Source organism: Vibrio sp. 10N.261.55.C5, from assembly GCF_041470505.1.
In the GTDB taxonomy this organism is placed as follows: domain Bacteria; phylum Pseudomonadota; class Gammaproteobacteria; order Enterobacterales; family Vibrionaceae; genus Vibrio; species Vibrio crassostreae_C.
Map to the genome: position 1 here is coordinate 23,067 of NZ_JBFRMS010000052.1, position 14,406 is coordinate 37,472.

A 14,406-nucleotide genomic window follows, 5' to 3' on the forward strand; every position below is an offset into this window, starting at 1 on the left:
TGTTCTAGCGTGCATTTAACGAGCGTTATCAGACTGAATTAATTTAAGTTAAATGTGAGCTTGATCGCCTAGGAGTTACCTTAACTATTGTCAGTAGTGCTAGAAAACACAAATTATCGCCGGTTTTTTATACTAAGTGGTTAACGGTAAAGAAGGGCGTTAGGGAAGGGTATTGTGAGTGAAAGTTCGGTAAGTACATAAAAATAAAGCCCTTACTAAGCAGTAAGGGCTTTAAAGGAACACATCGCAGTGGCTAAATTATTTTAGGCCAGCGAAGTCCGCAAGGATTGCTGCTTTGTCAGTCGCTTCCCAAGGGAACTCTTCACGACCGAAGTGACCGTATGCAGCAGTTTGCTTGTAGATAGGCTGAAGAAGGTTCAGCATCTCTTGAAGGCCGTATGGACGTAGGTCGAAGTTTTGACGAACAGCTTCAATGATGATTTCGTGTGCTACTTTCTCAGTACCGAACGTTTCAACCATGATAGATGTTGGATCAGCAACACCGATAGCGTAAGACAGTTGAATCTCACAACGGTCAGCCATACCAGCAGCAACGATGTTTTTCGCAACGTAACGAGCCGCGTAAGCTGCAGAACGGTCAACTTTTGATGGATCTTTACCAGAGAATGCACCGCCACCGTGACGAGCTGCGCCGCCGTAGGTATCAACGATGATCTTACGACCTGTTAGACCACAGTCACCCATTGGGCCACCGATTACGAAACGGCCTGTTGGGTTGATGAAGAAGTTAGTGTCTTTGTTGATCCACTCAGCAGGAAGTACTGGTTTGATGATCTCTTCCATTACTGCTTCACGTAGATCCGGTGTTGTTACTGAATCGCAGTGTTGAGTCGAAAGAACAACAGCGTCGATACCAACGATTTTACCTTGGTCGTATTGGAACGTAACTTGAGATTTCGCATCAGGGCGAAGGAAGTCAAGTTTACCGCTCTTACGTACTTCAGCTTGCTTCTTAACAAGAAGGTGAGAGTAAGTAATTGGAGCCGGCATTAGGATTGGTGTTTCGTTAGTCGCGTAACCAAACATGATGCCTTGGTCGCCTGCGCCTTGCTCTTTAGGGTCTTCTTTATCAACACCTTGGTTGATGTCTGGAGACTGCTTACCAATTGTGTTTAGAACAGCACAAGAGTCAGCGTCAAAGCCCATATCAGAATGAACGTAACCAATTTCACGTACTGTTTCACGAGTGATTTCTTCGATATCAACCCATGCAGACGTTGTTACTTCACCGCCAACCATAACCATGCCGGTTTTAACGTAAGTCTCACAAGCAACACGTGCTTTTGGATCTTGTTCCAAGATGGCATCAAGAACAGCATCAGAGATTTGGTCTGCAATTTTATCTGGATGGCCTTCTGAAACAGATTCAGAAGTGAATAGGTGCTTAGCCATGAGAGCTCCACTTTTAGTTTTTGGTGTAAATAGTTTATGGCGTCGCAAGCTAGGAAGCGCCGCCATTAAATACAGTATATTTTGTAGGTGTTTCTACATCTAGACGGCTATTCTAAATTCCAGCGGTCGAATTACAAGCTCTTTTTTATGATATGTCATAACTAATCGTTTGCGTATCGATCGAGATAAGCCACTGCCAAGTGATGTAAATGTTCGAAAATTGCGAAAAATGACCGTTAAAATGCCAGTAAAACGTTTGCAGTCGCAATAGTCGTTTGAGAGAATACCCGCGCTAATAAAAATGAAAACTTTAGCAATTATCTCTTTTTTAAATCGCTTATGTATCCAGGAGCAGACATGCCTTCTCGTAAAGATCTAGCCAATGCAATCCGCGCACTTAGCATGGACGGTGTTCAACAAGCAAATTCAGGCCACCCAGGCGCACCTATGGGCATGGCTGACATCGCTGAGGTTCTTTGGCGTGGCCACTTGAACCACAACCCAGCAAACCCAGAATGGGCTGACCGCGACCGTTTTATCCTGTCTAACGGCCATGGTTCAATGTTGATTTATTCTCTGCTTCACCTAGCAGGTTACGAGCTTTCAATTGAAGACCTTAAGAACTTCCGTCAACTGCACTCTAAGACTCCAGGTCACCCAGAGTACGGCTACGCACCAGGCATCGAAACAACGACTGGTCCTCTAGGTCAAGGCATCACTAACGCTGTTGGTATGGCTATGGCTGAGAAAGCGCTAGCAGCACAATTCAACAAAGAAGGCCACGACATCGTAGACCACTACACTTATGCATTCATGGGTGATGGCTGTCTGATGGAAGGTATTTCTCACGAAGCATGTTCTCTAGCAGGTACGCTAGGTCTTGGTAAGCTGGTTGCTTTCTGGGATGACAACGGCATCTCTATCGATGGTGAAGTTGAAGGTTGGTTCTCTGACGATACACCTAAGCGTTTTGAAGCATACGGTTGGCACGTAATCCCAGCAGTAGATGGTCACGACTCTGATGCTATCAACGCAGCGATTGAAGCGGCTAAAGCGGATCCTCGTCCAACGCTTATCTGTACTAAAACTATCATCGGTTTTGGTTCTCCAAACAAAGCGGGTACGCATGACTGTCACGGTGCTCCACTAGGCGCTGATGAAATCACAGCAACTAAAGCAGCATTGGGTTGGGAACACGGTCCTTTCGAAATCCCAGCAGATATCGCAGCTGAGTGGAATGCGAAAGAAGCAGGCGCAGCGAAAGAAGCAGCGTGGAACGCGAAGTTTGACGCATACGCAGCGGCTTACCCAGAGCTAGCAGCTGAATTCAAACGTCGTACTAACGGCGAGCTACCCGCTGAGTGGGAAGAGAAAGCAAACGCAATCATTGCTGATCTTCAAGCTAACCCAGCAAACATCGCTTCACGTAAAGCATCTCAAAACGCACTAGAAGCGTTTGGTCAAATGCTTCCAGAATTCATGGGCGGCTCTGCTGACCTAGCGCCTTCTAACCTGACTATGTGGTCTGGTTCTAAGTCTCTTGAAGCAACTGACTTTTCTGGTAACTACATCCATTACGGTGTACGTGAATTCGGTATGACGGCTATCATGAACGGTATCGCTCTGCACGGTGGTTTCGTGCCATACGGCGCAACGTTCCTAATGTTCATGGAATACGCGCGTAACGCAATGCGTATGGCTGCTCTGATGAAAGTTCAGAACATCCAAGTTTACACGCACGATTCTATCGGCTTAGGCGAAGATGGCCCTACTCACCAACCGGTTGAGCAGATCGCTTCTCTACGTCTGACTCCAAACATGAGCACATGGCGTCCATGTGACCAAGTTGAATCTGCAGTGGCTTGGAAACTGGCTATTGAGCGTAAAGATGGTCCTTCATCTCTAATCTTCTCTCGTCAAAACCTTGCACAACAAGATCGTAATGCTGAGCAAGTTGCTAACATCGCTAAGGGTGGTTACATCCTGAAAGATTGTGAAGGCAAGCCAGAGCTAATCATCATTGCAACTGGTTCTGAAGTTGAGCTTGCAGTTGAAGCTGCTGCACAACTAACCGCTGAAGGTAAAGCTGTACGCGTAGTATCTATGCCTGCAACTGACGCATTCGACAAGCAAGACGCTGAATACCGTGAGTCTGTACTTCCATCTGATGTTACAGCGCGTATCGCAGTAGAAGCTGGCATCGCTGACTTCTGGTACAAATACGTTGGCTTCGGTGGCAAGATCATCGGTATGACAACGTTCGGCGAATCTGCACCAGCAGGTGAGCTATTCAAGATGTTCGGTTTCACTACTGAAAACGTAGTAAACACAGCGAAAGAGCTTCTTGCTTAATCATTGACTTATGGCCTGTGCTAACAGTTAAATGAAGGAAAAACCGAGCGCTGAGCTCGGTTTTTTGTATCTGGGATTTGTTTCTTCTAGGCTTATCTCTACAAGCAACAGATTAACCTGTCCTAACTAAACGGGGTTATTCAAGTAATGCCTTTTGGGTAGGATTCAGTTATCATCTGTTGCACGAAATTTTGGTTAGATGTACGGAAATATGCTAAAAGTCGCGATAAACGGATTTGGAAGAATAGGGCGTAATGTATTACGCGCTGTCTATGAAAGTGGCAAAAGCCAACAAATCAAAGTAGTAGCTGTTAATGAGCTTGCTCAGCCTGACGCTATGGCTCATCTATTGCAGTACGACACTAGTCACGGCCGCTTCGGCAAGAAAATCTCCAACGATCAAGAGCACATCTATGTCCATCACGGCATTGGTGCGGAAGATAAAGGTGAGTTCGATACCATTCGTATCTTACATCTTGCTGATATTGAGCTGTTGCCTTGGCGTGACCTAGAAGTGGATATTGTTCTCGACTGTACCGGTGTTTATGGTTGCCGAGATGACGGCCTAGCGCACATTGCTGCTGGGGCAAAAAAGGTACTGTTTTCTCACCCTGGTGCCAATGACCTCGATAACACCATTATCTATGGTGTGAATCACGATACCATTGAAGCGGGCCACCGAATCGTTTCCAATGGTTCATGCACCACCAACTGTATTGTTCCTATCATTAAGGTTATTGATGACGCCTTTGGCATTGAGTCCGGTACTATTACAACTATTCACTCTTCAATGAATGATCAACAAGTTATCGATGCGTACCACAGCGATTTGCGTCGTACTCGAGCGGCAAGCCAATCGATCATTCCTGTCGATACCAAGTTGCATAAAGGTATTGAAAGAATCTTCCCGAAATTTTCCAACAAATTTGAAGCTATATCTGTGCGTGTGCCGACGGTAAACGTAACAGCGATGGATTTAAGTGTCACAATTAATGCAAATGTGAAAGTTAATGACGTAAATCAAACCATTGTTAATGCATCCCAGTGTACATTACATAATATAGTTGACTATACTGAAGCGCCGCTCGTTTCCATCGACTTTAATCACGATCCCCATAGCGCAATCGTTGATGGTTCACAAACTCGAGTGAGCAACGGCCACTTAGTTAAAATGCTAGTGTGGTGTGACAATGAATGGGGCTTTGCGAACCGAATGCTGGATACGGTTCTTGCAATGCAAGCTTCTGAAGGCAAGAAGTAAGACCTAGAAGCAAATGTGCGGATTATTTATTTTTTAGCTTGAAATAAATACTAAGAGTCCACATATTATTGGTAGTGAAAGAATTACCAGTTGAATAATTTATAGGCTTAGCAGGGTTGCTGAGTTTCCAAAACTTTATATTTATTTAAATTTGAGAGGACAAATCATGTCTGTGATCAAGATGACTGACCTGGAACTTGCAGGTAAACGCGTATTTATCCGTGCTGACCTAAACGTACCAGTAAAAGACGGTAAAGTAACTTCAGATGCACGTATCCTTGCATCTCTACCAACTATCAAACTTTGCCTAGAAGCTGGCGCAAAGGTAATGGTTACTTCTCACCTTGGTCGTCCTACTGAAGGCGAATACAACGAAGAGTTCTCTCTAGCTCCTGTAGTTAACTACCTAAACGACGCACTAGACTGCGAAGTTAAACTAGCTAAAGATTACGTAAACGGCCTAGAGCTAAACGCTGGTGAACTTGTTGTTCTTGAAAACGTTCGCTTTAACAAAGGCGAAAAGAAGAACGAAGAAGCGCTTTCTAAGCAATACGCTGCACTATGTGACATTTTCGTAATGGATGCATTCGGTACAGCTCACCGTGCTCAAGCTTCTACACACGGTGTTGGTACTTACGCTCCTGTAGCATGTGCTGGCCCTCTTCTAGCTGCTGAGCTTGAAGCGCTTGGTAAAGCAATGGACAACCCAGCTCGCCCACTAGTGGCTATCGTTGGTGGTTCTAAGGTTTCTACTAAACTAACAGTTCTAGAATCTCTTTCTAAAATTGCTGACCAGCTTGTTGTTGGTGGTGGTATCGCGAACACATTCATCGCTGCTGAAGGCCACAACGTAGGTAAGTCTCTATACGAAGCTGACCTAGTTGAAACGGCTCAAAAGCTAATGAAAGAGTGTGCTATCCCAGTAGCAACTGACGTTGCATGTGCTAAAGCATTCGACGAAAACGCAGAAGCTGAAATCAAGCACGTTTCTGAAGTTCAAGACGACGACATGATCTTCGACCTTGGTCCAGATTCAACTGCGGCACTAGCTGAAATCATCGGCAACGCGAAAACAATCCTTTGGAACGGCCCTGTAGGCGTATTCGAATTCAAGAACTTCGAAGCGGGTACAGCTGGTATCTCTAAAGCAATCGCTGAGTCTGCAGGTTTCTCTGTAGCAGGTGGTGGTGACACGCTAGCAGCTATCGATAAGTTCGGTATCAAAGCTGACGTTTCTTACATCTCTACTGGCGGTGGCGCTTTCCTTGAATTCGTTGAAGGTAAAGTACTTCCTGCAGTAGCAATGCTTGAAGAGCGCGCTAAAGCATAATTGATTTAGAAAGGCGAGATGTGAATCTCGCCTTTTAACGTTTGCTGCATATCACACTTTTTTGCTAGAATGGCATAAGTTGTGAGCAAACGATTGCAAGTTTTTAAACTTAAGTTTTTTAATCTTAAAACGATAGAATAAATAGGACTATTTCCATGTCTAAGATCTTCGATTTTGTAAAACCTGGTGTGATTTCTGGCGATGACGTACAGAAAGTATTTGAAGTAGCAAAAGAAAACAAATTTGCTCTTCCTGCTGTAAACGTTGTTGGTACTGACTCTGTAAACGCAGTACTAGAAGCAGCTGCTAAAGTTAAAGCTCCAGTAGTTGTTCAGTTCTCTAACGGCGGCGCTGCATTCTTCGCAGGTAAAGGCGTTAAACTTGAAGGTCAAGGCGCACAAGTTCTTGGCGCTGTAGCTGGTGCAAAATACGTACACGCTGTAGCTGAAGCTTACGGTGTTCCAGTTATCCTGCACACTGACCACGCTGCTAAGAAACTTCTTCCATGGATCGACGGTCTACTAGACGCTGGTGAAGAGTTCTTCGCACAAACTGGTAAGCCTCTATTCTCTTCTCACATGCTAGACCTTTCTGAAGAGTCTCTAGAAGAGAACATCGAAACATGTGCTAAGTACCTAGAGCGCATGGCTAAAATGAACATGACAATCGAGATCGAACTTGGTTGTACTGGTGGTGAAGAAGACGGCGTTGATAACTCTGATATGGACGCATCTGAGCTTTACACTTCTCCAGAAGACGTAGCATACGCTTACGAGAAACTAATGGCTGTTAGCCCACGTTTCACTATCGCTGCATCTTTCGGTAACGTACACGGTGTTTACCAAGCTGGTAACGTTGTACTTACTCCAACTATCCTACGTGACTCTCAAGCATACTGTGCAGAGAAGTTCGGTATCGCACCTAACGCTCTAAACTTCGTATTCCACGGTGGTTCTGGTTCTTCTGAAGCAGAAATCCAAGAGTCTATCGGCTACGGTGTTATCAAAATGAACATCGATACTGATACACAGTGGGCAACTTGGGACGGTATCCGTCAGTACTCTGCTGACAACTTCGATTTCCTACAAGGTCAAATCGGCAACCCAACTGGCGAAGCTGCTCCAAACAAGAAGTACTACGATCCACGCGTATGGCTACGTGCTGGTCAAGCTTCAATGGTTGCTCGTCTAGAGAAAGCATTTGCTGACCTTAACGCTGTAGACGTACTATAATTCTTTGAATTAAGTACTCTTTAAGTTTTAAAAACCCGCTCATTGAGCGGGTTTTTTTATATCTGATAAAAAATTGTACTAAATATGTGAAAAACCTAGCGTGCGGTGAATAAATTTCGTAGTCTTTTAGTTATCGGTATTTGTGTTTATCGGTAAGTTTTAATAATTCAAAAGCTTACATAAATATGACTTTGCAATCTGTCAAAGATAGGATATCGTGCCGAAAAACTGAACTTGGTTCAGTTTATAAAAAGGACTTGGCTTTAATTTACTTTTAACACAATGACTTAACGGTAATTACACTGTTTATTATATTGCAGAGTAAATGAGGCTTAAGGCAGTTTAGCCCATAGCATATTATATAGAGGATGCACATTATGGCTGATAGTTCGACAGCGATTGAGACTCCACTTGTGGATGGTTTGTCTCAAGCAGAGCAGTGGTTAACAAATAATTCAGATTTATTTATCCAATATGGCGTAAATATCATTTCAGCACTGATAATTCTATTTATTGGTAACCTTATTGTTAAAGCAGTAGCGAATAGCGTGTCTAAGGTTCTTCAGAAGAAGAAAATGGACCGAGCAGTTGTGGAGTTCGTCCATGGTTTAGTTCGTTACTTGTTGTTTGTGATTGTTTTAATTGCTGCACTTGGTCGTTTAGGTGTTCAAACGGCATCTGTAGTTGCTGTTATTGGTGCGGCTGGTTTAGCCGTTGGTCTTGCACTACAAGGCTCACTATCTAACTTTGCTGCTGGTGTACTTATCGTTGCATTCCGTCCATTTAAGTCTGGTGACTATGTGGAAATTGGTGGTGTGGCAGGTTCAGTTGATTCTATTCAAATCTTCCAAACGGTTCTAACAACGCCAGACAACAAAATGGTTGTAGTACCTAACGGTAGCGTTATCGGCAGCCCAATCACAAACTATTCTCGTCATGCGACGCGCCGTATTGATCTAATGATTGGTGTTTCTTACAACGCTGATCTTCAGAAGACAAAAGCGCTACTGACTAAGATCTGTGAATCTGATGAGCGTGTACTGAAAGAACCTGGCGTTCAAGTTGGTGTTCATACGCTTGCTGATTCTTCAGTTAACTTCGTTGTTCGTCCATGGGTTAGCACTGCTGACTACTGGAATGTTTATTTCGACCTGATGCAAGCAATCAAAGAAGGCTTGGATAACGAGGGTATCGAAATTCCATTCCCGCAAATGGATGTACACATGAATAAAGTAGAAGCTTAATTCCTAGTTAGTTTTTATAACTATAAGCTTTTATAAGGAAAGGCGGATAACTTAGGTTATCCGCCTTTTTTGTTGGTTTCATGAAGCTAAATAGATTTACCAGTATTGCTCAATAAGTCCATCGGTAAGCACCGTTGCTATGGCGAACATCATGGTTGCGACTGCGATATCAATGCCTTTCTTAACCTTAGGTTTAGATAGCGTCGGGCCTAGTTTTGCAGCGCCTAATGACAAAGAATAGAACCAGACGAACGAAGCCAATATAGTCCCCATAGCAAATGCAATTCTGTCGTTGCCTTCAAATTGCCCACCAATGGATCCAAGAATTACCACGGTATCCAAATAGAGATGTGGGTTTAATACTGTTACTGCCAATGCCCCTAAAATAACGGTGCGCTTGCCACGCGCTAATATCTCACCTTTCGACTCATCACTGGTGCGCACTTTGAATGCACTGCGTAGTGAGAGCAAACCATACACAGTCAGAAAAGCGATGCCACCTAGTGTCACTGAGGTAAGCAGTAATTCATTTTGCGACAAGATCGCTCCGCCGCCAAAAATGCCTAATGAGATAAACAGAGTATCGAGCAGGCTACAAATCGTTGCTGTCGTTAAATGATGATTGCGTTTTATCCCTTGATTTAGGACGTACGCATTCTGAGCGCCAATAGGGATAATCATACTTGCCCCTAGACCAAAACCTTGTAATAAAACCCAAAAACTCATTTTAACCTCCACTTATTTAACGATATTTACGTGCTATATGGCGAAGATACTCTGACCCTTTAAATAAGTATAATTAATGATTTTAATCCATTATTAGAGTTGCTAATGTGGTGATGAGTTAGCTTAAAAAGGAAGCAAATTGATGCGCGGATTGGATTATAAATGGATTGAAGCACTGGATGCTGTAGTAAAACAACGTAGCTTCGAAAGGGCTGCTGAGCAGTTATATATCTCCCAGTCGGCGGTATCTCAACGCATCAAACAGCTGGAAAGGTGGTTGGCTCAGCCAGCCTTGGTGAGAGAAAGCCCGCCTAGGCCAACGCCTGCGGGTAAAAAACTACTGGGCTTATATCGCCGTGTTCGTTTGTTAGAGCACGAGCTTGTGCCTGAGTTGATGAATGAAGAGGGTAATCAACCACTATCGATATCCATAGCCACCAACGCTGATAGTTTGGCGACATGGTTGCTACCAGCTTTGTCGGATGTGATTAAGTCTCGCCAAGTCGAGTTGAACCTCGCGATTCATGGTGAGTCGAGAACCATTGAAAAGATTAAAAGTGGCGAGGTGGCCGGTGCAATCAGTTTGGAGTCTCAAGCGATTCCTGGCTGCAGTGCTGACTATCTCGGTAGGATGGATTATGTGTGCGTGGCTAGCCCTGACTTTCATCAGCGTTACTTTGCAGAGGGCGTAAACTACGCCACCTTAAGCAAAGCACCTGCGGTTTCCTATGATCAATACGATGATCTGCATAAGAAGTTTCTGCATGATCATTTTAACGTCCCGAGAGACAGTGTGATCAATCATACAGTCGGCAGTTCAGAAGCATTTGTGCGCTTGGCATTATCGGGTGTAGCCTATTGCTTGATCCCCCGATTACAGATTATCGATGAGCTCGAGTCTGGTGCTCTGATTGATATTACCCCTGGCTTTCTGCTCTCTTATCGCATCTATTGGCACCATTGGCAGCTTGAGAGCGGAGTATTAAAAGAGGTATCCCAAGCAATATTGAGTTTTGCTCACAATCACTTACCTCAGTAAACTGTTGGTTTTTTCAGCGTCAAAGTTCTGTTAGAAGTGTGTGCTCTGGATTGGCTAAACGATAAATTGCTCTATGATGAAAGGACATTTGTTCAGCATAGGTCATACCTAATGAAGCTTGTACCAAAGATGTTAGCAACGTCTCTTACTCTTACTGCGGCGTTGAGTGCTGTGAGTTTTCCATCATTGGCTGACTCTCCATCCTTTCCTCATATTTCAACGACAGGCTATGGTGAAGTGATCGCTACACCTGATATGGCGACATTCTCTGTGAGAGTCGTGGAATCGACGATGACTGCTGAACAGGCTAAAAATACCGTTGATAAAGTCGTGACAGGCTTTCTAAACAAGCTGCATCAAGCTGGTGTTGATGAGGCGAGTGTACACAGCTCTAACCTGTATTTATCTCCTCAATATCATTACCCGAAAGATGGCAAGCCGGAACTGGTTGGCTACCGCGCCTCACGTAATGTGACCGTTCAAGTGACTGAGCTAGCTAATCTTAATGAGTACATGGATATTGCGATTGGAGAAGGCATTAATCAGATCGACAACATCCAACTGCAAGTTCGCGACCAAGCTAAGTATCAAGAGCAAGCGCGCTTAGAAGCCATTAAAGATGCGACATCAAAAGCTAAATCATTGGCGAGTGGTTTTGAGCGCGAGTTAGGTGATGTATGGCGCGTGGATTACAACGCCCAATCTTCTCAGCCAGTACTCATGCGTTCAATGGCGATGGATGCAAGAACAGAATCGAACTCTTATGAAGACTCAACGATCACCATTCGTGATCGCGTGAATGTGATCTACCAGATCGAAGAGTAATGACAGTGCTATAGAAGGTTTTGGATCATGACGACCTAATTACCTACGATAGGCCAAATGCTAAAAAGGCTCTCATGATGAGAGCCTTTTTTATGCATTTTGAGTGCGATGATTAGTGAAGAAGACGAGCACGGATTGTGCCTTCGATCTCTTTCAGTTTAAGCAGTGCTTCTTCAGAGCGATCGGCTTCTACATCGATAACGACATAACCCATATCAGCCGCAGTCTGTAGGTATTGACCCGCGATGTTGATCCCTTCCTCAGCGAAGATGGTGTTGATCTGAGTTAGGATGCCTGGGCGGTTTTCGTGAATGTGTAATAAACGAGACGTTCCAGTATGCAGTGGTAGTGATACCTCAGGGAAGTTAACACTTGATAGCGTAGAGCCGTTATCAGAGTATTTCGCTAGCTTACCAGCAACTTCAACACCAATGTTCTCTTGTGCTTCTTGAGTTGAACCACCCACGTGAGGCGTTAGGATCACGTTATCGAACTGCATTAATGGAGACTCAAACGGGTCTGCATTGGTTTTTGGTTCTGTTGGGAAAACATCAATAGCCGCACCTGCAAGGTGTCCAGACTCCAGAGCGCCACACAGAGCAGGAATATCGACTACCGTGCCACGAGCTGCGTTGATAAAGATAGAACCAGGCTTCATGCGCTCGAACTCTTCTTTACCCATCATGTCTTTTGTTTCGTTGGTTTCAGGTACATGCAAAGAGATTACGTCACACTTGTTCAGTAATTCCGTCATGGTATGAACTTGCGTTGCGTTACCCAGAGACAGTTTGTTTTCAATGTCGTAGAAGTAAACACGCATGCCAAGGTTTTCAGCAATAATACCCAGTTGAGTACCGATGTGACCGTAGCCAATAATACCTAAACGCTTACCACGGGCTTCGTAAGAGTTGTCGGCACTCTTTTTCCAGATGCCACGGTGTGCAAGCGCGTTCTTTTCTGGAATGCCACGTAGTAGCAATAGAACCTGACCAAGAACGAGCTCAGCAACGCTTCGAGTGTTTGAGAACGGTGCGTTGAACACAGGGATACCGCGTTTTGCTGCTGCTTGAAGGTTGACTTGGTTAGTACCAATACAGAAACAACCGACGGCAACCAGCTTTTCAGCTGCATCAATAACTTCTTGGGAGATATTAGTGCGAGAACGAATACCAATGAAATGAGCATCTTTTACTGCTTCAAGAAGTTCATCTTCCGGTAGCGAGCCTTTGTGGTACTCAATGTTTGTGTAACCAGCGGCTTGCAGTACTTCTACAGAAGAAGGGTGAAGACCTTCTAGAAGTAGAATTTTAATTTTTTCTTTTTCCAGTGAAACTTTGGCCATTGTTCTCGTCCTTAAAATGGAAAGGTTGGGCAAATGCGGCGCACGTGCTACAAAATGGCTGAAAGGGGAACAAATTCACCACTTTGTTAGGAGACAAACGTTTTCCCTGTGCGTCTTCTGAACAATAAAGTAACAAAAAAAAAATGTTTTGGGTAAGAAAATTACGGAATAAGACATAATTTTACAGCAATAAAGCAAAAAAAACGGCGCCCTAGGGCACCGTATGTAATGAAGTAACAGAAAAACTCAATCTTCTATTATTTATTCTTCGATTTTTGCACCTTCAGGCGTGCCGGTGATAACCACATCAGCACCACGGTGAGCGAACAGACCAACCGTCACCACACCAGCTATACCATTGATGATATCTTCTAGTTGTTTCGGGTTTTCGATCGCCATGCCGTACACATCTAGGATCACGTTGCCGTTATCGGTTGTGCAGCCTTCGCGGTAAACTGGGTCACCACCAAGCTTAACCAACTCACGTGCCACGTATGAACGTGCCATTGGGATTACTTCAACAGGCAGTGGGAATTTACCCAACACATCAACTGCTTTAGTACCGTCAACAATACACACAAACTTATCAGAGATAGCCGCTACGATTTTTTCACGAGTCAAAGCAGCGCCGCCGCCTTTGATCATATCGCGAGTTGGGTTGATTTCATCTGCGCCATCAACATAGATGTCTAGCTTAGCGACATCGTTACACTCATACACTTTGATCTCTAGCTCTTCTAGTCGCTGCGTTGAAGCAACAGAGCTTGAAACCGCACCTTTGATTTTGTCTTTCATTGTGCCTAGTGCGTCGATGAAGTGATTTACTGTAGAGCCAGTACCTACACCTACAATGCTGCCTTCTTCAACATATTGAAGTGCTGCCCAGCCAGCTGCTTTTTTCATTTCATCTTGAGTCATGCCATTCTCCTGAATAAGGTCTTGCGCTTTGAATTGATCGTTTGCGTAATGATGAAGTTAACGTTTAGATATTGAGTTAACGTTTCTATATCGAGGTTAACGTTTGCGGCGCGATTATAGCGCTTTAATGGTTGTTTTCCCATTGCCAAGTTTTACTCGGAGTCACGATTTTAGGTAACGGAATGTCCCATTCTTCAATCGGTAGCGTATCAACATGTTGGCAATCATGAGCCAAACCAATAGGAGCTGCACCTTCGCCCGTCTCGAACCACTTTGCCAAGGTGCGATCGTAATATCCGCCGCCCATACCTAAACGATGGCCATGGGAGTCAAAGCCGACAAGGGGCGTAAGAATAAGGTCGAGTTGCTGACAAGGTTTAACCAGCATTTGATTGAGCTGAGGTTCGACAATACCGTACTTATTCAAGACCGTCGGTGTGGTTGGCGAGTAGTGTAAAAACAGCAGGTGCCCGGCAGAGAAGGGGTGCAATACTGGTAAATAAGTGTGCTTACCTTGCGCCCATAACCATTCGATTAAAGGCTGAGTATCGAGTTCGCCATCGATAGAGATATAGAGGGCAATATGCTGAGCAGACTGAATTTCATCAAGCTGCATGCACTGCTTAACTAAGTCGATACCGGATTGAGTTTGTTGGTCGCCAGATAAGGCATTGCGTTTGATACGGATCTGTTTGCGAAATTCGCTGCGTGTGAGCGTCTTCAT

Annotated in this window: 12 protein-coding genes; 7 read left to right on the top strand and 5 right to left on the bottom strand. The window is 44.4% G+C overall.

Annotation, left to right across the window (positions count from 1 at the left end; genetic code table 11):
• Window positions 1-258: 258 nt before the first annotated feature.
• Window positions 259-1,413, bottom strand: a complete 1,155-nt coding sequence (gene metK, locus AB4263_RS18980) for a methionine adenosyltransferase (protein WP_017062234.1) — start codon at window positions 1,411-1,413, stop codon at window positions 259-261.
• Window positions 1,414-1,770: 357 nt separating this feature from the next.
• On the opposite strand from metK, the gene tkt reads away from it, so the two are divergent.
• The 5 genes from tkt (at window position 1,771) to mscS (ending at window position 8,832) form a co-directional block, all read left to right on the top strand.
• Window positions 1,771-3,765, top strand: coding sequence for a transketolase (tkt, locus tag AB4263_RS18985; RefSeq protein WP_048605833.1), 1,995 nt, complete (start codon window positions 1,771-1,773; stop codon window positions 3,763-3,765).
• A gap of 211 nt (window positions 3,766-3,976) precedes the next feature.
• Complete coding sequence (gene epd, locus AB4263_RS18990) at window positions 3,977-5,026, top strand: erythrose-4-phosphate dehydrogenase (protein WP_372098708.1); 1,050 nt, start codon at window positions 3,977-3,979, stop codon at window positions 5,024-5,026.
• Between the two features lie 166 nt (window positions 5,027-5,192).
• Window positions 5,193-6,356 carry a phosphoglycerate kinase gene (locus tag AB4263_RS18995; protein WP_017059064.1) on the top strand — a complete coding sequence of 388 codons (1,164 nt, stop codon included), beginning with the start codon at window positions 5,193-5,195 and terminating at the stop codon, window positions 6,354-6,356.
• 155 nt (window positions 6,357-6,511) lie between these two features.
• Window positions 6,512-7,588: a class II fructose-bisphosphate aldolase gene (fbaA, locus tag AB4263_RS19000; protein ID WP_010435694.1), complete on the top strand. Its 1,077-nt coding sequence runs from the start codon at window positions 6,512-6,514 to the stop codon at window positions 7,586-7,588.
• A 377-nt stretch (window positions 7,589-7,965) separates the two neighbouring features.
• Complete coding sequence (gene mscS / locus AB4263_RS19005; protein ID WP_017063201.1) at window positions 7,966-8,832, top strand: small-conductance mechanosensitive channel MscS; 867 nt, start codon at window positions 7,966-7,968, stop codon at window positions 8,830-8,832.
• Between the two features lie 96 nt (window positions 8,833-8,928).
• Here mscS and AB4263_RS19010 read toward each other — a convergent pair whose 3' ends face one another.
• The gene (locus AB4263_RS19010; protein WP_017059061.1) at window positions 8,929-9,558 is read right to left on the bottom strand and encodes a LysE/ArgO family amino acid transporter; all 630 of its coding nucleotides are present in this window, start codon (window positions 9,556-9,558) and stop codon (window positions 8,929-8,931) included.
• 142 nt (window positions 9,559-9,700) lie between these two features.
• On the opposite strand from AB4263_RS19010, the gene AB4263_RS19015 reads away from it, so the two are divergent.
• On the top strand, window positions 9,701-10,597 hold the full coding sequence (locus AB4263_RS19015) for a LysR family transcriptional regulator ArgP (RefSeq protein WP_372098709.1): 897 nt from the start codon (window positions 9,701-9,703) through the stop codon (window positions 10,595-10,597).
• Between the two features lie 111 nt (window positions 10,598-10,708).
• Entirely contained in the window at window positions 10,709-11,422 is a 714-nt protein-coding gene (locus tag AB4263_RS19020) for an oxidative stress defense protein (protein WP_017059059.1), read from the top strand.
• A 112-nt stretch (window positions 11,423-11,534) separates the two neighbouring features.
• Here AB4263_RS19020 and serA read toward each other — a convergent pair whose 3' ends face one another.
• From serA to AB4263_RS19035, 3 genes are all read right to left on the bottom strand, one after another.
• Window positions 11,535-12,764: a phosphoglycerate dehydrogenase gene (serA, locus tag AB4263_RS19025; RefSeq protein WP_017059058.1), complete on the bottom strand. Its 1,230-nt coding sequence runs from the start codon at window positions 12,762-12,764 to the stop codon at window positions 11,535-11,537.
• Between the two features lie 261 nt (window positions 12,765-13,025).
• On the bottom strand, window positions 13,026-13,682 hold the full coding sequence (rpiA, locus tag AB4263_RS19030) for a ribose-5-phosphate isomerase RpiA (protein WP_017059057.1): 657 nt from the start codon (window positions 13,680-13,682) through the stop codon (window positions 13,026-13,028).
• 124 nt (window positions 13,683-13,806) lie between these two features.
• Window positions 13,807-14,406, bottom strand: coding sequence for a 5-formyltetrahydrofolate cyclo-ligase (locus AB4263_RS19035; RefSeq protein WP_372051300.1), 600 nt, complete (start codon window positions 14,404-14,406; stop codon window positions 13,807-13,809).